The 20,294-nt window shown below is 65.6% G+C and carries 18 protein-coding genes and 1 pseudogene; 10 read left to right on the top strand and 9 right to left on the bottom strand.

The features are described 5' to 3' along the window. From V6M49_RS17355 to V6M49_RS17340, 4 genes are all read right to left on the bottom strand, one after another. A partial coding sequence (locus V6M49_RS17355) for a universal stress protein (RefSeq protein ID WP_141138796.1) occupies positions 1–428 on the bottom strand: 428 nt, incomplete at its 3' end. A gap of 53 nt (positions 429–481) precedes the next feature. Beyond that, positions 482–1,786: an aminotransferase-like domain-containing protein gene (locus V6M49_RS17350; RefSeq protein WP_141138795.1), complete on the bottom strand. Its 1,305-nt coding sequence runs from the start codon at positions 1,784–1,786 to the stop codon at positions 482–484. Between the two features lie 56 nt (positions 1,787–1,842). Beyond that, the gene (locus V6M49_RS17345; RefSeq protein WP_332762311.1) at positions 1,843–2,721 is read right to left on the bottom strand and encodes a hypothetical protein; all 879 of its coding nucleotides are present in this window, start codon (positions 2,719–2,721) and stop codon (positions 1,843–1,845) included. A 197-nt stretch (positions 2,722–2,918) separates the two neighbouring features. Then, entirely contained in the window at positions 2,919–3,476 is a 558-nt protein-coding gene (locus tag V6M49_RS17340) for an NAD(P)H-dependent oxidoreductase (protein ID WP_104062881.1), read from the bottom strand. 121 nt (positions 3,477–3,597) lie between these two features. On the opposite strand from V6M49_RS17340, the gene V6M49_RS17335 reads away from it, so the two are divergent. The 7 genes from V6M49_RS17335 to V6M49_RS17305 all read left to right on the top strand — a co-directional run bounded on the left by V6M49_RS17335 (position 3,598) and on the right by V6M49_RS17305 (position 13,445). Next, complete coding sequence (locus tag V6M49_RS17335; protein ID WP_141138794.1) at positions 3,598–4,206, top strand: TetR/AcrR family transcriptional regulator; 609 nt, start codon at positions 3,598–3,600, stop codon at positions 4,204–4,206. Positions 4,207–4,566: 360 nt separating this feature from the next. Next, complete coding sequence (locus V6M49_RS17330) at positions 4,567–5,550, top strand: ABC transporter permease (RefSeq protein ID WP_332762308.1); 984 nt, start codon at positions 4,567–4,569, stop codon at positions 5,548–5,550. 2 nt (positions 5,551–5,552) lie between these two features. Beyond that, positions 5,553–6,527 carry an ABC transporter permease gene (locus tag V6M49_RS17325; RefSeq protein ID WP_332762306.1) on the top strand — a complete coding sequence of 325 codons (975 nt, stop codon included), beginning with the start codon at positions 5,553–5,555 and terminating at the stop codon, positions 6,525–6,527. Then, positions 6,524–8,755, top strand: a complete 2,232-nt coding sequence (locus tag V6M49_RS17320; RefSeq protein ID WP_332762303.1) for an ABC transporter ATP-binding protein — start codon at positions 6,524–6,526, stop codon at positions 8,753–8,755. Before V6M49_RS17325 ends, V6M49_RS17320 begins: the two co-directional genes overlap by 4 nt. Before the next feature lie 49 nt (positions 8,756–8,804). Next, positions 8,805–10,523 (top strand): ABC transporter family substrate-binding protein, encoded by a 1,719-nt coding sequence (locus V6M49_RS17315; protein ID WP_252599633.1) that lies wholly within the window; start codon positions 8,805–8,807, stop codon positions 10,521–10,523. A 142-nt stretch (positions 10,524–10,665) separates the two neighbouring features. Then, positions 10,666–11,736, top strand: a complete 1,071-nt coding sequence (locus V6M49_RS17310; RefSeq protein WP_332762300.1) for a Gfo/Idh/MocA family protein — start codon at positions 10,666–10,668, stop codon at positions 11,734–11,736. Between the two features lie 170 nt (positions 11,737–11,906). Next, complete coding sequence (locus V6M49_RS17305) at positions 11,907–13,445, top strand: S8 family peptidase (RefSeq protein ID WP_332762298.1); 1,539 nt, start codon at positions 11,907–11,909, stop codon at positions 13,443–13,445. Positions 13,446–13,652: 207 nt separating this feature from the next. Here the strand turns inward: V6M49_RS17305 and ald are convergent, their stop codons facing one another. Continuing rightward, positions 13,653–14,771, bottom strand: a complete 1,119-nt coding sequence (gene ald, locus V6M49_RS17300) for an alanine dehydrogenase (RefSeq protein WP_141138787.1) — start codon at positions 14,769–14,771, stop codon at positions 13,653–13,655. A 233-nt stretch (positions 14,772–15,004) separates the two neighbouring features. On the opposite strand from ald, the gene V6M49_RS17295 reads away from it, so the two are divergent. Further along, on the top strand, positions 15,005–16,222 hold the full coding sequence (locus V6M49_RS17295; protein ID WP_141138786.1) for a PucR family transcriptional regulator: 1,218 nt from the start codon (positions 15,005–15,007) through the stop codon (positions 16,220–16,222). Between the two features lie 75 nt (positions 16,223–16,297). Here the strand turns inward: V6M49_RS17295 and V6M49_RS17290 are convergent, their stop codons facing one another. The 4 genes from V6M49_RS17290 to ptsP all read right to left on the bottom strand — a co-directional run bounded on the left by V6M49_RS17290 (position 16,298) and on the right by ptsP (position 19,069). Next, positions 16,298–16,693: a helix-turn-helix domain-containing protein gene (locus V6M49_RS17290; protein ID WP_332762296.1), complete on the bottom strand. Its 396-nt coding sequence runs from the start codon at positions 16,691–16,693 to the stop codon at positions 16,298–16,300. A 154-nt stretch (positions 16,694–16,847) separates the two neighbouring features. Further along, positions 16,848–16,988 (bottom strand): hypothetical protein, encoded by a 141-nt coding sequence (locus V6M49_RS17285; protein WP_332762294.1) that lies wholly within the window; start codon positions 16,986–16,988, stop codon positions 16,848–16,850. Positions 16,989–17,043: 55 nt separating this feature from the next. Beyond that, positions 17,044–17,322: an HPr family phosphocarrier protein gene (locus V6M49_RS17280; RefSeq protein ID WP_056341927.1), complete on the bottom strand. Its 279-nt coding sequence runs from the start codon at positions 17,320–17,322 to the stop codon at positions 17,044–17,046. Between the two features lie 61 nt (positions 17,323–17,383). Beyond that, entirely contained in the window at positions 17,384–19,069 is a 1,686-nt protein-coding gene (gene ptsP / locus V6M49_RS17275; protein ID WP_104062869.1) for a phosphoenolpyruvate--protein phosphotransferase, read from the bottom strand. Between the two features lie 160 nt (positions 19,070–19,229). Between ptsP and V6M49_RS17270 the strand changes: the two genes are divergently transcribed. Beyond that, a complete protein-coding gene (locus V6M49_RS17270) occupies positions 19,230–19,958 on the top strand; it encodes a TetR/AcrR family transcriptional regulator (protein WP_104062868.1) in 729 nt (242 codons plus the stop codon). A gap of 49 nt (positions 19,959–20,007) precedes the next feature. Next, a pseudogene (locus V6M49_RS17265) lies at positions 20,008–20,294 on the top strand (PTS mannose transporter subunit IIA); the annotation flags it as partial.

The following is a 20,294-nucleotide window of genomic DNA, read 5'->3' as shown; positions in this document are numbered from 1 at the left end:
TAGTCGGCGTCGTAGGTGTTGGCGATATAGACGTCGCAGGTGGCGTTGTGGGCCACGCTGTTGGCCACGCTTCCCAGGACCCGGCCAATGCCGCGCATCCGCCGGTTGCCCACCACGATCATCTTGGCGTCCAGGCGCTCGGCTTCCTTGATGAGCGCTTCGGCAGGCTTGCCGCGGGCGGCCGAGTAGGTCACCTTGGTGGAGCCGGCCAGGGCCTCGGCCACTGTCTTGGCAACATGCTCGGCACCGTCGGCGTCGGAAACGATCCACTGGTCGCTGCCCGTGCCGAAGACCTCGGTGCGGTCGCTGTCGAAGGCTGAGACGACGTGCAGCGAGGCGCCCAGGGCGGCGGCGAGATCCCGCGCCGATTCGGCGGCCTTCTTGGCGGTGCCGCTGCCGTCAACGCCGACAACAATAATTCCGCTCATGCTTTGTACTCCTTGTTCAGTATCAATCGTGGCCACACTCAGTCCGGCCAACGTTACAGCGCTGCAAGGGCTTCGCGCAGTACCGGGGCCAAACGGCGGACGCCTTCCTTGATGGCGTTGGGCGGCACCGCGCTGAACGCCAGCCGCAGCTTATTGGACGGCGAATCGGACGGAGTGAAGGCAGCCCCGGGGATAAAGACAACACCGGCTTCGATCGCCTTCTGCAGCAGGGGATAGGTATCCACGCCTGCCGGCAGCGTGACCCAGACGAAGAAGCCGCCTTCCGGGCTTGTCCAGCTGGTGCCGGCTGGCATGTATTCGTCCAGGGCGGCCAACATCGCCGTGCATCGTTCGGCGTACAGATCCCGGTAGGTCTCGATCTGGCCCTTCCAGTCATAGTCCCTGAGGTAGGCGGACACCAGCATCTGGTTCAGCGTCGGCGGGCACAGCGTCACAGATTCGGATGCCAGGTAGTAGCGCCGCTGGAGGTGCTCCGGGACCAATGCCCAGCCGATGCGGAGACCAGGGGCGAAGATCTTGGAGAACGATCCCATGTAGATGACATCGGCGGGGTTGGCCGCGCGGAGCGGTTCCAGCGGTGTCCCGTTGTACCGGAGGAGCCCATACGGGTTGTCTTCCAGCACGAGAATATTCGCGTTCCGGCATATATCAACAACCCGCTGGCGGCGTTCCCCGGCCAGGGTGATTCCTGAGGGGTTGTTGAAGTTGGGGATGGTGTAGAGGAACTTAATGTTCTTCCCGGCTGTCTGGAGGGCGGCGATCCGGGCCTCCAACAGCTCAGGCACCAGGCCGTCGTCGTCCATTTCCACGGTGGCCACCTCCACCTGGTACGCCTCAAACGTATTGAGGGCACCCACGTAGGTGGGGTTCTCGACCAGCACCACGTCGCCCGGGTTGCAGAAGACCTTGGTGGCCACATCCTGGGCCGACTGGGAGCCTGCGGTGATCACCACATTCTCCGGGACCGCGTCCAGGATTCCTTCTGCTGCCATCACCTCGCAGATCTGGGTGCGCAGTTCTTCCGTGCCCTGCCCGCCGCCGTACTGCAGGGCCGTGAGCCCTTCGTTGGCGATGATGCTTGCCGCCGTGGCGGCCAGCCGCTCAAGCGGAAGGGATTGCAGGTACGGACTGCCCCCGGCAAGGGACACCAGTCCGGGGCGCATCGAAATGTCGAAAACGTCCCGCACCGCTGACTGCTTAATGTTGGCTGCGCGCTCCGAAAACAGCGCCTCGTGGGGATGGGCGGCGCGGTGGGCGGACGTGGCCGCGCGTTCGATGGCATCAATGGCTTCGGCCGGCAACTGCACTGCGCCGGCATCAAGTGTTTCGTGGCTCACACCTTCAGGATACAGCCGGCAGTTGCCGATAAGGCAACATCTGTTGATCAGTTGCGCTACTGGAGGCGTAGTGCCTCGGCGAGCCTCACGCCGTTGACGTAGACCTCGGCGCGGATGGCGCCCACCGACGCGACGGCAGTCTGCGTGAGTTGGGCCTCGATGCGCGGGATGTCGCACACCCCCGCCGGGCGGATCGAGCCGGACAGGTAGACCGTCACGGCCGTGCCGTCGAAGGTGCCGGACAGGAACGTGAGGGTTGAGCCGGACAGGGAGTTGTACAGGCCAGGGGCCGGTTCTGTGGCGTTGTCGAGCAGGGCGCGCATGGCGTTGGCCAACGGTTCCGTGGAGCCCGCCACGGTGCGGCGGACGCCGGCCAGGCTGTCATTGCAGCCAAAGCGCACACCTCCCGCCCCGCCGTCGTCGAGCAGCACGTAGTAGGCGGTCACCGTCTGGGATCCGCCGGACTTGCCAGGGGCCGGCTGGGCCGGGGGCGGGGCCGAGGACTCGGGGGCCGGCGAGGGGCTCGCTCCCAAGGCAGTAGTTGTACCGGGTGCCGCGGCGGCTCCGGGCGCGGCAGTTCCGGGCGAAGCCGTTCCGGACGAGGGAGTGGTGCCGGAGCCCTGCCCGGGTGTTCCGGGCGTCCCGCCGGAGGCGTGGCCCGAGGGCTCGGGGGACGAAGCGGCGGACGGGCCGGTGGTTTCGGCGGGCACAGCGGTGACCGGCGGGGGTGCCTGCGGCTGGGGAACTGGAACCAACGGCGGCTGGACGCGGTCCGAGTGTTCAATGGTGGTTGCGCCGGGTGCGACGCTGCTCCCGGCAGACGGGTTGGAGGTGGGGGCGCAGCATCCCAGCCACAGCGGAAGCGTAAGTGCTGCCGCCGTCGCCATCAGCTTTCCGGCGCTCCGCCTGCCTGCCATGTCCGCACCGCGTTCCATCCCCGAATGCTCTCCGTGCATTAAACGTTACGGCGGTCCCTCAGCCCTGAAAATGCCCGCGAGGTACCGGTTGGAACAAGACTTGGTCACACGTACGGGCGTCAGCGCCGGTCCGCTCACGGTGCGATAACAAATGCCCCGGCCACCTTGCGGTGCCCGGGGCATTTGGTTGCTTGGCGCTGCTGCGTGCGGCTGCCTTACGCTGCCGGCTTTGCGGCGGCGAGTGCGTCGAAGACGCCCTTGATCTGCTCCACTACCTCGGCATCGTCCTTCGGGTGCAGCTCGGCAAAGCGGACCATGGAGCCCGGGACGGCCAGCTTGACGTCCTCGAGCACCTGGGCGCCGGCAATGCCCACTGCCTTGCGGGCCTCGTCCTGTGCCCACACGCCACCGAACTGGCCAAATGCGGTACCGACGACGGCGGTGGGCTTGCCGGAGAGGGCGCCGGCACCGAAGGGGCGGGACAGCCAGTCGATGGCGTTCTTCAGCGATGCGGGCACGGTGCCGTTGTGCTCCGGGGTCACCAGGAGAATGGTGTCGGCATCGTTGGCGGCTGCGCGGAGGGCGGCGGCCGCGGCGGGAACCTGGCCCTCGACGTCGATGTCCTCGTTATAGAACGGGATGTTGCCCAGGCTTTCGTGGATGACCACGTCAACCTGCTCGGGAGCGTTCAGCTGGATAGCTTCGGCGAGCTTCTGGTTGGTGGATTCGGCGCGGAGGCTGCCAACAAGGGTAAGGACGGTGCTCTTCGACATAACGGACTCCTTTAGTGGGCCGCGGTGGGACCGCTGGCCGATGGAAGGGTGGAGGCTTGGTGCCTTCATGGACTAAACGGACCGTAGTCCGATTATTATTCCCGGGTCTAGGATATGGACTGTGAGCTTTATCCCGCTGCTGCCCGGTTCGCTCTCCGGCCCGCCCGCTGAGCGCAGTGATGCTGCCCGGAATCGTGAGCGGCTGTTGGGCGCGGCGCGGGAGCTGATTGCCGAGTGTGGCCCGGACGCCCTGACCATGGACCGGCTGGCCGAGCGCGCCGGCGTGGGCAAGGGCACCGTCTTCCGCCGGTTCGGCAGCCGCGCCGGGCTGATGATGACGCTGCTGAGCGATTCCGAGGCCGCCTTCCAGGCCCGCTTTATGTTCGGCCCGCCGCCCTTGGGGCCGGGCGCCCCGGGCCTGGAGCGGCTGATCGCCTTCGGTGCGGAGCGGATCGCCTATGTGATGGAGCACGGGGACCTGGCGAGGGCGGCCGAGGCTTCGGCCCACAGCCGCTATGAGGTCCCGGCAGTCAAGCTGTGGCAGCGCCACATCGAGCTCCTCCTCCGGGAGGAGGGCATGGACGCGGACCCGCTGCTGATGGCCATGTCCCTGACCGCAACACTGGATCCGGACCGGCTCCTGCACGCCGTCCGCGTCCACGGCCTGGCGCCCGAGCGGCTGACGGACTCCTGGCGGGAACTTGTCACGCGGGTGGTCCGCGGGCGGTAGACTACGCCTGAATCCAGCGGCTCGTCCAGTCATATCAATTCCACTGAATTATTCATAACAATCTGATACGGAGCGCGCGGATTCCGCTCAGGTGCCCGCATTTCGGACGCTACTCTGTGGTAGTTTCCTCTGGAATGTGACCCGCAACATAGTCCACCCGGACTTGCTCTGCGCTGGTCGCGGGAGGCCGGCTACACGCTGGTGGGGACCCGGTGGCGGCGAGACCCGTTGCTGGCCGGGAAATCGGAAGGATCTGGAACGTGGATGTAGTGAAGGCAGGAACTCCGATGCCGGCCCAAGGGCATCCCTTGGAGTGTTCGTCCAGAATCCCGGCGGCAACGAACCCGAAGTAGCTGCCACATGATCAGGTACCTCGCCAAGCGCGGCATCACCTACGTCTTCATGATTTTCCTGACCACGTCAGCCGGCTATTTCCTGGCCGTCAGCTCCCTCAAGCCAGCCCTCCTCGAACAGGAGCGGATTCCCCGCCCCACCCCCGAGCAGGTCGCCAATTCCATGCGCCTGAAAGGCCTGGATCCGGACCTCAGCCCATGGGAGCGCTACGTTGAGTGGCTCACCGGGATCGTGACCCGCTGGGACTGGGGACGCAGCCCCAACGGCGCCTTCATCAACGCTGAATTCGGGGACCGCGTCTGGATCTCCACCCGGCTCTTCCTCGCATCCATCGTCCTGACCCTCGTCATCGGCGTCGCCCTCGGGGTCTACTCGGCGGCCCGGCAGTACAAGTTCCAGGACCGGGTGATCACGTCCTACAGCTACCTCGCGTACATCGTGCCCGCCCCCATTGCCTACTTCCTGGTGCAGCTCGGTGCCATCAACATCAACGAAACCGTCGGGGAGCGCATCTTCTTCGTGACAGGCATCTCCACGCCCGGCATGCAAGCCGGGTGGGCGCAGTTTGTGGACATGGTGGCCCACTATGCGGTTCCGACGATCGCCATCACGCTCGTCGGCTGGGGTTCGTACCAGATCGCGCAGCGCCAGTACCTGCTGGACAACGTCAATGCGGACTTCGTCCGGACGGCACGGGCCAAGGGGCTCACCCGGAACCAGGCCATCACCCGGCACGCCCTCCGGGTTTCCTTCATCCCGGTCGCCCAAAGCATCGCCTTCACCATCCCGGCCATCTTCGCCGGCGGTTTCTTCGCCGAGAAGATCTTCGCCTGGCCAGGAGTGGGGTCCTGGAGCATTGACGCCATCTCGCTGCAGGATGTGAATGCGGCCACGGCCACCCTCGCCTACGGCTCGGTCATCTTCGCCCTGGGCGCCATCCTCGCCGACTTCGCCACCACGCTTGTTGACCCGAGAGTGAGGGTGCAGTAGCCATGACCAACCTCAATGCCGTTGATCCGGCAGCAGTGGCGCAGGACGCGCACCTCGAAAATGCCGATGTGGTGATCGCCAAATCCACCATCATTTTCCGCCGCTTTATGCGGAACAAAACTGCCGTCGCCGGGCTGGCGGTTTTCCTGGGCCTGACCATCTTCTCCTTTGTCGGCGGATTCTTCAGTCCTTGGGACAAGGAGACCATCGACCCCTTCAGTATCGGCATGCCGCCTTCCGGCGACCACTTCCTGGGCACGTCGCAGGCCGGCATCGACCTCTATGCCATGACTGTCGAAGGCACCAGGATCTCCATCATGATCGGCCTGATTGTGGGCCTCGTATCCGTCCTGGTTGCCGCGGTCTATGGCTGCACCATGGCCTACTTCGGCGGCAAAGTGGACAAGGTGATGCTCTTCGTCCTGGAGGCCCTCATCATGATGCCCGCCCTGCTGGTGGTGGCAGTGGCCACCAGCGGCGGAGGCGACGGCCTGAAGAAGAACCTCCCCAGCTGGCTCCTGCTGATCATCGTGCTCCTGGTGTTCAGCTGGATGGGGACCGCGCGGCTTATCCGCTCGATGTCCATGTCGCTGATGCAGCGGGACTTCGTCAAGGCGGCCCAGTACATGGGCGTCCCGCCGCGGCGCATCGTGTGGCGGCACCTGGTCCCCAACATCGGGTCGCTGCTGGTCCTGGACATCACCCGCGGCGTCACCGGGGCCATCCTGGCCGAAGTGGCGTTCTCCTTCATCGGCATCGGCATCAAGGTGCCGGATGTGAGCCTCGGCGTGCTGATTGGCGGCGCCACGTCCCAGGTCCAGACCTTCCCCTGGATGTTCTGGGTCCCGCTCACCGTGATGTTCCTGCTTACGGGGTCCCTGGCCATGATGAACGATGGCCTGCGCGACGCCTTCGACCCGAGCTCCAGTTCGGTTGGCCGGGCCAAAAAGAACAGCGCAGAGAAGATGAGCAAATGAGCACCTTCCTTGAGCCGGCTGACCCGGCCCCCACAGCGGCCGAGCGGCTCCACATCGCCGGTCTCCACTCGCCGTCGGACGCTGTCCTGTCCGTCCGGGACCTGAACGTCAGCTTCAACTCCGAAAACGGAGCTGTGCATGCCGTCCGGGGCGTCAACTTCGACCTCATGCCCGGCAAAACGCTGGGAATCGTGGGGGAGTCCGGGTCCGGCAAGTCGGTGACATCGCTGGCCATCATGGGCCTGCTGCCCGCCACTGCCGAGATCTCCGGCTCGGTCAGGCTCAAGGGCAAGGAACTGCTGGGCCTCAGCGACAAGGCCATGTGTGCGTACCGCGGCAACGACATCGCCATGGTGTTCCAGGACCCGCTGTCCTCCCTCACGCCGGTGTACACGGTGGGAACCCAGATCACCGAGGCCCTCACCATCCACAACCCGGGCATGAGCAAGGCGGCGAAGGAAACCCGCGCCGTCGAGCTCCTGGCAATGGTGGGCATTCCCAGCCCCCGGAACAGGCTCAGGGCTTTTCCGCACGAGTTCTCCGGCGGCATGCGCCAGCGCGTGATGATCGCCATCGCCATCGCCAACAACCCGCGCGTGCTGATCGCGGATGAGCCGACGACGGCACTGGACGTCACCATCCAGGCCCAGGTGCTGGAGGTGCTGCATACGGCGCAGGAGGAAACGGGCGCCGCCGTCGTGATGATCACGCACGATCTGGGCGTGGTGGCGGGCATCGCCGACGACATCATGGTGATGTACGCCGGCAAGCCGGTGGAAACCGGCAGCGTGGATGACATCTACTACGATCCCCGGATGCCCTACACGATGGGCCTGCTCGGGGCGGTGCCACGCGTGGACGTCGCGGAGAAATCCTCGCTGGTCCCCATCGACGGCATCCCGCCGAACCTCCTGCACACCCCCACCGGCTGCTCCTTCGCACCGCGGTGCCCGCTGGTGACCGATGCCTGCCTGGACGGCGAGCCCGCTTTGAGTCCGGTTCCGGGGACTGGCTACCACCAGGCGGCCTGCATCAAGTCCGGTTCCCTCGGCGGGGACGTGGATGTCCACGAGATCTTTTCCGCCCCGCCGGTCCCGGTCTCGCGCTTTGACCTCATCCCCCGCGGGGACCGCTCAACCGTGCTGGAACTCAAGGATGTCCGCAAACACTTTCCGCTGACCAAGGGTGCCCTGCTCAAGCGGCGCATCGGCACCGTGAAGGCCGTGGACGGCCTGAGCTTCGACATCCGCGAAGGCGAGTGCTTCTCCATTGTGGGCGAGTCCGGTTCGGGCAAAACCACCACCCTGCTGGAAATCATGGAGTTCCATAAAGACCAGGACGGCGAGGTGATCATCGGCGGCATCAGCAACAAGCAGGCCGCCGACGCCAAGACCAAAAGCGCCATGCGCAAGGAAATGCAGATGGTTTTCCAGGATCCCACCGGCGCCCTGGACCCCCGCTTCACCGTCTACGAGGTCCTGGCCGAGCCGCTCCAGAACGCCGGCCTGGATAAGAGGGCCATCAAGAAACGCATCATGGAACTGATGAATCTGGTGGGCCTGCAGCCGGACCATGTCAACCGGTTCCCCAACCAGTTCTCCGGCGGCCAGCGGCAGCGCGTGGGCATCGCCCGGGCACTGGCCGTGAACCCCAAATTGGTGGTCCTGGACGAGCCCGTGTCCGCACTGGATGTCTCGGTCCAGGCCGGCGTCATCAACCTCCTGGACAAGCTCCGCGCCGAGCTGGGCCTGAGCTACCTGATGGTGGCCCACGATCTGTCCGTGGTCCGCCACATCTCCAACCGGGTGGCGGTGATGTACCTGGGGAAGATCGTGGAGATCGGGGAGGTGGACCGGGTTTTCGACAACCCCCGCCACCCGTATACCCGCGCGCTGCTGTCCGCGATCCCTGTCCCGGACCCGCAGTTCGAGCGCACTCGGGAGCGGATCATCCTGCAAGGGGACCTGCCGTCTCCGCTGGATGCCCCGAAGGGCTGCAACTTCGCCACCCGCTGCCCCGTCTTCGCGGCGCTTCCCGCTGCGAAACAGGAGCATTGCTTGACCCTGGAGCCTCCGCTCGTGGCCGTGCAGCCTTCCGCTGCCGTGGAGATTTTGGAGGCCGGCCCGGCGCCTACACCGGATCAGCAGTTCGCCTGCTTCTTCCCGGATGGTGAACTGGACGAGCACATGCTGGTGGTCCACGAAACGGCGGAACCCCATGCACCCTAGATTTTTTCGACCCATCACAAGCACCACCCGCACCTATGAAGGGAAAACCATGAGGAATCTGACCAAGATCGGCGGCGCAGCGGCCATTGCCGCAGCCCTGACGCTGACGGCCTGCGGCGGTGGCGGAACACCCACCGGACCGGAAACCGCCAAGGGGCAGGGAACGGGCAGTGACCTGGCCAAGCTCATCAGCATCAACGAGAAGCCGGCCGCTGATCTTGAGCCTGGTGGCAAGGTCACCCTGCCGCTGGGCAGCATCGGGCCGGATTTCAACGGGTTCTCCAACAACGGCAACAGCTCGGACAACTCCGCGATGATGGCCCCGATCAACCCGGTGGCCGTGAACAGTGGCGGCATCGGCGGTTGCTGGAAGGTCGACTTCGTCGGCAAGGCAACGCCTAACAAGGACTTCTGCGAGTCGGTGGAGAGCAAGGTTGTGGACGGCAAGCAGACCGTCACCATCAAGGTCAACGACAAGGCCACGTACAACGACGGCACCCCGATCGACATCAAGGCCTTCCAGAACACCTGGAACATCCTGAAGAGCCCGGATGCCGGCTACGACATTGTGAGCTCGGGGGCCTATGAATTCGTTGAGTCCGTCGAGGCTGGCAGCAGCGACAAAGAAATCATCGTCAAGACCACCCAGCCGGTTTACCCCGTGGATTCGCTCTTCTTCGGCCTGATCCACCCGGCCGTGAACACGCCTGCGATCTTCAACGAAGGCTTCGTGGGCGAAATGCATCCGGAATGGATGGCTGGCCCCTTCAAGGTGGACCAGTACGACGCCGCAGCCAAGACCGTCACCATGGTCCCCAACGACAAGTGGTGGGGCACCAAACCGGTCCTGGAAAGCGTCGTCTTCCGCCAGCTGGAAACCAGCGCACAGATCGCTGCTTTCAAGAATGGCGAGATCGATGCCATGTCCGCCAACACCATCGCCCTGTACAAGCAGCTTGAGGGCACGAAGGACTCCGAGGTCCGCCGTGGCCAGCGCCTCTTCGCCGGTGGCATGAACATCAACGCCCAGAAGATCACCGACGTCGCCGTCCGCGAGGCCATCTTCGCCGCTGTTGACCGCGAAGCCCTCCGCAAGGTCCGCTTCAATGGCCTGAACTGGGAAGAGCCCAGCTCCGGTTCCATGATGGTCCTGCCGTTCTCGGACTACTACCAGGACAACTACCCGGTGAAGGAAACCGGCGCGGACGTTGCCAAGAAGGTCCTGACCGACGCCGGCTACGCGCCCAACGCCGCCGGAATCATGGAGAAGGACGGCAAGCCCGCCGCCTTCAAGATCAGCAACTTCGGTGACGACCCCACCACCCTCGCCTTCACCCAGACCCTGCAGAAGCAGCTCCAGGCCGGCGGCATGGATGTTGGTATTGACCAGCGTGCCTCCGCCGACTTCGGCAAGGTCATCGGCGGCCGCGACTTCGACATGAGCGTCTCCGGCTACACCGTTGGCCCGGATGCCACCGATGCCGTCAAGCAGTACTACGACTCCAAGGTCAACGAAAACGGACTTGGCGATGCCGAGCTGGACAAGAAGATCGCCGATCTCGCCTCCATCGAGGACAACGCCGAGCGCAACAAGGCAGCCATGGAGGTTGAAAAGGAGCACATGGCCAAGTACTTCTCCATGGGTGTTGTGATGAACGGCCCGCAGATCTCCTTCGTCCGCACCGGCCTGGCCAACTACGGCCCGTCCCTGTTCCAGAGCCTCTCGCAGGTTCCGGACTGGTCCACCCTGGGCTGGATCAAGAAGTAGCACCCTCCCTGCAACGCTCTCTCACTTAACGGAGGGTTTTCGCCAACGCTCTCTCACTTCCAGCACGTCATCTGCGGGAAGTGAGAGAGCGTTTGGCCTTAATGCACATCTAGTGAGAGAGCGTGCGGGTACCGTTTCCCCTATGACCTGGACTGAACCCGACCACCGTATCCGCACCGCCGTCGTCGGCTATGGACTCTCGGGGAGCGTTTTCCACGCGCCGCTCATCGCGGCGGATCCCCGCTACTCGCTGGACGTTATCGCCACGTCCGACGCCGGTCGGCAGGCTGCCGCGACACAGCGGCACCCCGGCGCCAAAACAGTGCCCGACGGCGATGCTGTCCTTGCGCTCGCCGGTGACCTCGATCTTGTGGTGCTGGGGACCCCGCCGGCCACTCACTTCCCGCTGGCGAAGGCCGCCCTGGAGGCCGGCCTCGACGTCGTCGTCGACAAGCCGTTCGCCGTCAGCAGCGCCGAGGGGCAGGAGCTGATCGCCCTCGCGGAGCGGCTGGGCCGGGTGCTCACGGTTTTCCAGAACCGGCGCTGGGACGGCGATTTCCTGACCGTGCAGAAGTTGCTGGCCGGCGAAGCGCTGGGTGCCGTGACCCGCTTTGAGTCCAGCTTCGAGCGCTGGTCCCCGGACATCTCGAAGGCGTGGAAAGCCAGCGCCACGGCGGCGGACGGCGGCGGCGTGCTGTTCGACCTGGGCACCCACCTTATCGACCAGGCGCTTTTGCTTTTCGGTCCAGCCGCCGTGGCCCACGCGGAACTGCAGGCGCGGCGTCCGCACGAGAAGGTGGACGATGACGTTTTCCTGGTGCTCAACCACGAGTCCGGGGTGACCAGCCACCTGAGCATGAACATGCTTTGCGCCCAGCAGGGCCCGCGCTTCCGCATTCTCGGATCCACTGGCGCGTTCACCAAGCACGGGATCGACCCGCAGGAACCGTACATCGTTGCCGGCGGCAGCCCGCTGGACACTGAATACGGCGTTGAGGAGCCGGAATGGGCAGGAGCCCTGGGCCGTGACGGCCACCTCGATCCTCTGCCCACGGAACGAGGTGCCTACCCCGAGTTCTACCGGCTCCTGGCAGCCAAGATCGACGACGGCGGCGCCTCCTCCAACCTGCCCCTCCCGGTAGACCCGGCAGACGCCGTCGAGGTGCTGAAGATTATCGAATCAGCCCGGGCTTACGGAACCGCCGCCTATTGAAATTGCGTGAGGTGAGTCACTAAGGTCTCTGTTGCGGGTGATACCGAATTGTTGGGCAGGTGTAGCCCGGAAGGATCCGAGGCAAACAGCCGTCAGGGTCGTGATCGATTGACTCTTGCCAGCGGCACCTGCGATCGCGTGGTGCCCGCCGGCGGAATTGGAGCAACACCATGCAAAGATTCACCAAGCTTGTGGCGCCAATCGGGGCACTAGCCCTCGCCATTGGCCTTTCGACCGCCGCGGCTCCTGCGGCGTTGTCGGCCAGTGGGCAGCCTGCCAAAACCGTAATGCAGGCAAATGCCCAAGCCGGAAGCCAAACCTACATTGTCCTGTACAAGGCCAACGGCGTTTCCCGCACTTCGCTTGCGGCCGTGCGGGCCGCCGGGGGCACGGTGGTGCAGGCTTATCCGCAGATCGGTGTGGCCATCGTAAAGTCGGACCGCGGCGGCTTTGATGCGGCCCTGCGCGCGGCAGATTCTTCCGTTCAGGGGGCCGCTTCCACAGCAGGCTTCGCCGTGGCTGTCGAAGACGACAACTCCGGTGCGGCTGTGGCGGCCATAGCACCCGGCGCCCCGGCACCCGGCGATGACAACCTGGCCGCACTCCAATGGGATATGGACCAGATCCAGGCCCCGGCCGCCCGGGCGATCAATGGCGGCAGCGCCTCGGTGGTGGTGGGCGACATCGACACCGGACTGGACCACACGCACCCGGACCTTGCCCCGAACGTTGATTTCTCCAGGAGCGTTTCCTGCGTTGGCGGCGTCCCGAACACGGATCCGGCGGCCTGGATGGACAACAACGGCCACGGCACGCACACGGCGGGGACCATCGCCGCCGCGAAGAACGGCATCGGCATGGTGGGCGTTGCGCCGAACGTGAAGATTGCCGGGATCAAGGCCGGCGATGACGACGGATTCTTCTACCCCGAAGCCGTGGTCTGCGCCTTTATGTGGGCAGGATCGAACGGTATCCAGGTCACCAACAACAGCTACTTTGCCGATCCCTGGCTCTTCAACTGCAAGAATGACCCCACCCAGCGGGCCATCTGGGAAGCCGAGCGCCGGGCCATCAAGTTTGCCCAGCAAAACGGCACCACAGTTGTGGCCTCGGCAGGCAACCAGTCAGACGACCTGGCTCATCCCACCCAGGATGTCACCAGCCCGGATAACACCACCCCGGTCACGCGCGACATCACCAACGCCTGCGCCGTGGTTCCGGTGGAAGTTCCCGGCGTGATCGGCGTGAGCGCCAACGGCAACAAGCTGATCAAGTCGTTCTACTCCAGCTACGGCGTTGGCGCTGTCAGCGTGATTGCCCCCGGCGGCGACTCCATCCTGCAGCTCACGGCGGCCGCCACTAACGGCCGCGTGCTGTCCGCGTGGCCGTCGTCCCTGAGCGACAATTGCCTGCGGCGCGTCGTGGATGCGGGCGCCACGTACTGCTACCTGCAAGGCACATCGATGGCCGGACCTCACGTTGCCGGTGTCGCGGCGCTGGTGGTCAGCACCGGAGTCAGCAACCCGGGCACCGTGGCATCGCGGATCAACACCACCGCCGACACGATGGACTGCCCGGCTGACATGAGTGTGTACGCCCCGTTCCCTGCAACGGACAACGGTGCACCCCAGGTGTGCCAGGGCGGTGCCGGCTACAACGGGTTCAACGGCTACGGCCAGGTGAACGCCCTCCGCGCGGTCGGCGGCTGAAGCAGGTCCGGTGGTTGAGCTTGGCGAAATCCGGGTTTCGGCCAGCGCAACCACCGAACGTCGGAACGGCAGCCATCCAGAAAGCGTGCTCCCCTCCAGCCCCTAACCTCGCAAGCTCGGTCAGGGAACCCTGCTGGCGTGGGCCCAGGCTCAACCAGGGGAGCAGCACGCGTTGGATGACTGCCGTTCAGGCGGCGACCTAGAGGACTAGGCGGAAACCAGCTCGTGCCAGTCCGCCACGAGGGGCAGGTTGTGCGCCTCGGAGACGGAGTGGTGTGCCACGTGGCCGGCGGCGATGTTGAGGCCGGCGGCGAGGGCCGGGTCGCGGTCGAAGGCGGCCCGGACGCCCAGGTTGGCCAGGGCCACGGCGTAGCGCAGGGTGACGTTGGTCAGCGCGTAGGTGGACGTGTTGGGTACGGCGCCCGGCATGTTGGCCACGCAGTAGAAGATCGTGTTGTGGACCTTGTACGTCGGTTCCTGGTGCGTGGTGGGGTGGGTGTCCTCGAAGCAGCCGCCCTGGTCCACGGCGATATCCACGAGCACGGAGCCGGGCTTCATGCGGGCCACGAGTTCGTTGCTGACCAGCTTGGGGGCCTTGGCGCCGGGGATCAGGACGGAACCGATCACCAGGTCCGCGTCCACCACTGACTTTTCGATCTCGTACTTGTTGGACGCCACCGTCTTGAGCCTGCCCTGGTACTGGGCGTCGAGCTCGCGGAGGCGGTTGATGTTGATGTCCAGGATGGTGACGTCGGCGCCCAGACCCAGGGCCATGGCGGCGGCGTTGGTGCCGGCGACGCCGGCGCCCAGGACAACCACCTTCGCCGGGCGGACACCAGGTACGCCGCCCAGGAGGACGCCTTTGCCGCCGGCGGGTGCCATCAGGGAGGTGGCGCCGACCTGCACGGACAGCCGGCCGGCAACCTCGGACATGGGGGCCAGCAGCGGCAGCGTGCGGCCTTCCTGCACGGTCTCGTAGGCGATGGCGGTGACGCCGGAGTTGATGAGTTCCTGCGTGAGTTCCGGCTCTGCGGCGAGGTGGAGGTACGTGAAGAGGATCATGCCCTTGCGGAAGCGGTGGTACTCGGCCTTGATGGGTTCCTTGACCTTCATGACCATGTCGGCCCGGCCCCAGACGTCGTCGGCCTCGGCAACGATTTCGGCGCCGGCGATCGCGTATTCCTCATCCGTGATCCCTGAGCCCAAGCCTGCGCCGCGCTCTACCAGGACCGTGTGGCCGTGGGTCCGGAACTCGTGAACGCCAGCAGCGGTGATGGCGACGCGGAATTCGTTGTTCTTGATCTCTTTGGGGACACCGATGATCATTTGTGGCTCCATATTCTCAGGCCGTGTAGGCCCGAAATTGCGGGGGAAGTTGTGATTCCAGAATAAATCCGGTTGTGACCCAACTGACAGGAAAGCAGGGTTCGGGGCGTGCAGGCTCCCCGTGATTCCGGGAATTTCTGCTTTCGTGGGTCGACAAATGTTCAGCGTCAGGGCGTCAGGTGTCGCCTGCTGTTCGTTCGCCTGGATGCCTGCCGGAGCAGTAGGGTTACCCCATGCAGCAGGACGTGGAACAACTGGTGGAGCAGGTGGCGCAGAAGCTTGGCCGGGGACTGTCGCTGGAGGACCTGGACGGACTGCTGCTCGCTTACAGCTCCAACCAGTCCCACGCGGACCGGGTCCGGGTGAACTTCCTGTTGAGCAAGCGGGTCCCGGCCGATGTCAGCGCCTGGCAGCTTTCCCACGGCATCGCCACGGCGGTCCGCCCGGTAGCGATTCCCGCCAACCAGGAGCTGGGGATGCTGGGCCGGGTGTGTGTCCCGTTGATGGTGCGCGGTTTCCGCGTCGGCTACCTCTGGGTGCAGCAGGACTCGGCAGAGGAAAGTCCGAAGGCGATCCTCTCCCAGTTGCCGCTCGTGACCCCGGAGATCGAGCTGCTTTCCGGCCTGCTGCTGGACTCCAACACCGCCGAGTCCGAGTTCCGGCGGGGCCGCGAACGCGAGTTCCTGGCCGCCTGTTCCGGCGAGGCCAACGCGGTGGCCGCCGTGGCGGGCTGGAAGGAAATCCAGGGCAAGGGGCCGTGGCAGATGGTCACTGTGCTCGACGCCGATGGCTGGGCCGGCGGCCCGGATCCCATAGCTTCCACGCTGATCCACCGCTCAGCCGCCCTGCAGGCCACGGTGGGGGTGGACGTGGCGCTGTTCAGCGCCGGCACGGAAACCCATTCGGTGGTGCTGTTCCGTGAGTCGGTAGGCCGGGCCAACCATGCCCAGGTGCTGGTCCACTACCAGCTGGAGCTGGCCAAACGCTCGGGCCGGCCGGTGCACCGCATCATCCTTGGCATCAGCGAGGGTTTCGCCAAGCCACGCGAGCTAGCCGAGGCATACCGGCAGTCCCGGCTGGCGGCGCAGGCGGCGGCTGTGGACCCCCAGCTGGGCGAACTGGTGGACTGCCGTGCCACCGGGGTGTACCAGCTGCTGGCCTCGGCGGGCGGGGGAGCCGGTGCCTGGGCTGACTCGGGGTCCGTTTATGTGCGGATGCTGGAGGACCACGACCGCAACGATGAACTTCTCCCCGTACTTGAGCTCATTTATGACAACGACGGCTCAGTCCAGGACGTGGCCACCAAACTCCACCTGCACCGCAGCAGCATCTACAACCGGCTGGGCCGCATCCGGCAGCTCCTGGGCGTGGACCCGCTGAAGGGGATGCCCCGGCTGGAACTCCACGCCGCACTGAAAATGCGGCGCTGGGCGGCGCGCCCGCGGATTTAGGCTCGCGCGCCGGGATCCAACACCCGGGACTCAACACCCGGGACCCGTCCGCCCCTGACCCAGCTCACGACGGGGCTAGGCCTGCTCTGCCTGCTCTGGCCCGTCAGGCTTCTTCTGCCGGTCCAGCCAGGCCATGATGGCGGCCAGCCTGATCCGGCGGTGCGTGCCGCGGTATTCCACGGGGATCTCGCCGCGATCGGTCATGTTGCGCAGGTACGTGTGGGAAATCCCGGCGAGTTCGGCCGCCTGGGAGGTGGTGAGCATTTCCTCCACGCTGCTGACGGTCACCGCTTCGCCGCGGCCCAGCCGAGCGAGCAGGTCCACGACGGCGTCCCTCGCCTGGGGCGTCAGGCGGTGGACCGTGCCGTCCACGAACACGGTGATGTCGTTGCTGTCCCGGAGGGAACGCGCGAGGTTCCGGGCGTCGTCGGCGGGCAGGCCGGCCGTGACGCGTGGAGCTATCAGTGCCATGCCAGAAGCCTAACCCGAGCACTTCCGGGGCCGAGCCGCTTCGGAGCGTGCGAATGATGGAGCAGAATCCGACGCCCGCACCGCACTCCAGCCACGGCCGGCACGTTCCAGAGGCGAGATCCCGGCGTTATTGGGTCCTCGCAGGGCCGAGATCTCACGTTTGGAGTCCGCGGCGGGGCTCGTCGGCGTTGGCCAGCTCGGAGGCAAGCGCCTGCCGTGCCGCGGGGTCGAGTTCCAGGGCGCCGACGGTGTCCAGGGCCCTGGCCGTCGCCCGTTTCGATGGTTCCCTGTCCACCAGATGTTTGCGAGCGTCGATCCGGCAGGGAACCATCGAAACGGCGAAGAAGAAGCTATTCGGCGTCGAGGTCCGTTTCCAGGAGCTTGACCAGCGAATCCAGTGCCGCGTCGGCGCCGTCACCTTCAGCCCGGAGCACCACAACATCGCCCTTGGCGGCGCCCAAGGTCATCAGCGACAGGATGCTCGAAGCGTCCAGTGCGTCGTCCTCCGGGTCGCCCTGCATGGCAATGGTGACCTCAACTCCCACGTCTCCGGCGGCTTCCGCAAACAGCGCGGCGGGGCGCGCGTGCAGGCCGGAGCGGCTGGCGATGGTGGCGATGCGTTCGGGCATTGTTCCTCCTGGTGGGTGCTTCTTTGTGGCTAGCGGCGGGCGGTTGGTCCGAACCGGCCGGTCAGAGGCCGAGTTCTTCGAGGACGGGCAGTTTTTCCCGCACCCAGGCCTTGGCTTCGGTGGCGCTGGGCGCGGACAGGGCCAGCTTGGCCAACTGCTGCGCCTCGGCCAGCGTGACGGTCTTCAGCACCGCGGCCACGGCGGCCAGGGACCGCGCGGTCATGGACAGCGTGTTGACGCCCAGCCCGGTAAGCACGACGGCGAGGGCCGGGTCAGCGGCCGCCTCACCGCAGACGCCCACGGGCTTGTTGTGGCCTTCCGCGCGGGAGCCTTCCACGGTCAAACCCACCAGGCGCAGCACGGCAGGCTGCCACGGGGTGTTGAGGTTTGCCAGGGGGCCCAGCTGGCGGTCGGCCGCCATGGCGTACTGGGTGAGGTCGTTGGTGCCCAGGCTCGCGAAGCCCACCTCGCGCAGGATGGCCTCGGCGGTGAGTGCGGCGGAGGGGACTTCAACCATCACGCCGGGCGTCTTGATGCCGGCGTCGGCGCACATAGAGGCGAAGCGGGCCGCCTCTTCCGCCGTCGAGATCATTGGGGCCATGACCCACACGTCCGCTTCGGACTGCTTCTCGGCCAAGGCGATGGCTTCCAGCTGGCGGTCCAGCACGCCCGGTGTGGTGAAGTCCGTGCGGTAGCCGCGGACGCCCAGGGCAGGGTTGGGCTCCGTGGAGTCGGTCAGGAACGGAAGCGGCTTGTCGGCGCCGGCGTCGAGCGTACGCAGAACCACTTTTTTGCCCGGGAACGCATCAAACACGCTCTTGTACGCGGCTGCCTGCTCTTCCACGGAGGGTTCGGTATCGCGTTCCAGGAAGCAGAATTCGGTGCGGAAAAGGCCCACGCCCTGGGCGCCCAGCTTGGCTGCCGCCTCGGCGTCCTTGCCGCCGCCCACGTTGGCGAGGAGCGGCACCAGGTGGCCGTCCGCCGTCGTGCCCGTGCCACTGAACTCGGCCAGCAGGGAAGCTGTGGCCGCCCACGCATCCGCTGCGGCACGCAGCGAGGCATCGGGATCGGCGGTGATGCTGCCTGCGGCGCCGTCAACATAGACTTCCGTGCCGTCAGGGAGTTCGTCCACCCCTATAGCAGCCACGACGGCCGGCAGGCCAAGCGAACGCGCAATGATGGCGGTGTGGGACTGTGGGCCGCCGCCGGCTGTTACGAGTGCCAGGACCTTGTTCGGGTCCAGGGTTGCGGTGTCGGCCGGTGCCAGGTCCTCGGCAACCAGGATGAAGGGCGTGCTGGAGGTGGGGATGCCGGGCGCAGGGACGCCGCGGAGTTCCGCCACGATCCGGGCGCGGACGTCCAGGACGTCGGTGGCGCGTTCGGCCATGTAGCCGCCAAGGTTATGGAGCATCTCCGCGACGGAGGAACCGGATTCCCAGATGGCGCGTTCGCTCGAGAGGCCGCGGGCAATGAGCTTGGCCGCGCCCTTGATCAGCATGGTGTCCTTGGCCATCAGCGCTGTGGCCTCCAGGACGGCCTTGCCATCTCCGGTGGCGTGCGCGGCCCGGGCCTTAAGTTCGTCGTGGACGGACTGAGAGGCTGCCTTGAGCCCGGCCGTGGCTTCTTCGGCGGACGTACCGCCGGCCAGCTGCTCACCTGCAGGGGGTTCGCTGATCGGTTTGGGCATCTGCCGGACGGTTCCGATGATGCGGCCGGGGCTGACGCCAACTCCTGGGAAGGTCTGCACTGAAGGTCCTCATTCTCTGCCGGTAGCCAGGCCCGCCTAGGTTATCCCGGCGCCATGCCGGGGCCGCCGCGACCACTATGTGCGAGGGCGGAAACGTGCCTGAAAAAATTGTATGTGATTCAGTTCATATAGCAATGCTATAGGTGATAGGGTAGCGGCTATGAGTTTGGATGGCCAGCTTCCCCCCAAAATGCGTCTGTTGCGTGCAGCGGCCGAATTGCTGGCAAAGTCCGCGGGATCAGCCGTCTCCACCCGCCAGATCACGCAGCTGGCAGGGGTCACGGCGCCCACCCTGTACCACCACTTCGGTGACAAGGAAGGTCTTTTCGACGCCGTCGTCGCCGCAGGCTTTGAAGAGTATGTTGCGGGCGAGAGGGACTTCGCCCCGTCCGGAAAACCGCTGGAGGACATCCGGCGGATGTGGGATAACCACGTCCAGTTCGGGCTCAAGCAGCCGGAACTGTACCTGGTGATGTTCGGCAATATCCGCCCCGAAAGCCGCCCCGCCATCGTTGCCGATGCCGAGGCGCTCATGGAGGAGATGCTGAACAAGGCAGCGGCAGCGGGCCAGCTGAACGTCCAGCCGCGCGAAGCAGCCAGGTCCATCCTGGCCGCCAACGTGGGTGTGACCCTGATGCTGATTGCGGAACCCGCCGCCGAACGGAACCTTGAACTGTCCACTATGACCCGGGACGCCATGATCTTTGCGGTGTCTGCGGCACAGGCCGAAGGGGCCGCGCCGGAAGACTCCGGCAAGTCCTCGGTAGTGGTGGCAGCGATTGCCCTGAATGCCGCACTTCAGGCTTCGCACTCAGACCAGCTTTCAAGCTCGGAACTCAAACTGTTCCTCGAATGGCTTCACCGAATCTCCACCAGCACTTCGTCGTAAATATCGGACCCATCCTGCGCTGCAGCAGGAATGACGGTTAGGAAAGCACATGGCAACAGAGACAGTTGCGAAATCCCGCACCAGCCTGCGGGTTCACGTCCAGAAGTTCGGGACGTTCCTGTCCGGCATGATCATGCCCAACATTGGCGCGTTCATCGCGTGGGGCCTCATCACGGCCCTCTTTATTGAGAAGGGCTGGATCCCGGTCCCGGCCCTCGGCGGCTTCGACACCAACGCCGACGGAACGCCCAACGTGGGCCTGGTTGGCCCCATGATCACCTACCTGCTGCCGCTCCTGATCGCCTACACCGGCGGCCGGATGGTCTACGACGTCCG

The sequence above is a fragment of the Pseudarthrobacter sp. genome (assembly GCF_036675385.1).
Classification (GTDB): domain Bacteria; phylum Actinomycetota; class Actinomycetes; order Actinomycetales; family Micrococcaceae; genus Arthrobacter.
Note: the sequence above shows the minus strand (reverse complement) of the source record. Positions and strands in the feature narration are given on the sequence as shown.

What these genes read in the sequence shown, in the direction of transcription:
- V6M49_RS17345 (WP_332762311.1), bottom strand. Translation starts at nt 2,721, where the DNA reads ATGGAACGCGGTGCGGACATGGCAGGCAGGCGGAGCGCCGGAAAGCTG.
- V6M49_RS17340 (WP_104062881.1), bottom strand. Translation starts at nt 3,476, where the DNA reads ATGTCGAAGAGCACCGTCCTTACCCTTGTTGGCAGCCTCCGCGCCGAA.
- V6M49_RS17330 (WP_332762308.1), top strand. Translation starts at nt 4,567, where the DNA reads ATGATCAGGTACCTCGCCAAGCGCGGCATCACCTACGTCTTCATGATT.
- V6M49_RS17325 (WP_332762306.1), top strand. Translation starts at nt 5,553, where the DNA reads ATGACCAACCTCAATGCCGTTGATCCGGCAGCAGTGGCGCAGGACGCG.
- V6M49_RS17320 (WP_332762303.1), top strand. Translation starts at nt 6,524, where the DNA reads ATGAGCACCTTCCTTGAGCCGGCTGACCCGGCCCCCACAGCGGCCGAG.
- V6M49_RS17315 (WP_252599633.1), top strand. Translation starts at nt 8,805, where the DNA reads ATGAGGAATCTGACCAAGATCGGCGGCGCAGCGGCCATTGCCGCAGCC.
- V6M49_RS17310 (WP_332762300.1), top strand. Translation starts at nt 10,666, where the DNA reads ATGACCTGGACTGAACCCGACCACCGTATCCGCACCGCCGTCGTCGGC.
- V6M49_RS17305 (WP_332762298.1), top strand. Translation starts at nt 11,907, where the DNA reads ATGCAAAGATTCACCAAGCTTGTGGCGCCAATCGGGGCACTAGCCCTC.
- ald (WP_141138787.1), bottom strand. Translation starts at nt 14,771, where the DNA reads ATGATCATCGGTGTCCCCAAAGAGATCAAGAACAACGAATTCCGCGTC.
- V6M49_RS17295 (WP_141138786.1), top strand. Translation starts at nt 15,005, where the DNA reads ATGCAGCAGGACGTGGAACAACTGGTGGAGCAGGTGGCGCAGAAGCTT.
- V6M49_RS17290 (WP_332762296.1), bottom strand. Translation starts at nt 16,693, where the DNA reads ATGGCACTGATAGCTCCACGCGTCACGGCCGGCCTGCCCGCCGACGAC.
- V6M49_RS17280 (WP_056341927.1), bottom strand. Translation starts at nt 17,322, where the DNA reads ATGCCCGAACGCATCGCCACCATCGCCAGCCGCTCCGGCCTGCACGCG.
- V6M49_RS17270 (WP_104062868.1), top strand. Translation starts at nt 19,230, where the DNA reads ATGAGTTTGGATGGCCAGCTTCCCCCCAAAATGCGTCTGTTGCGTGCA.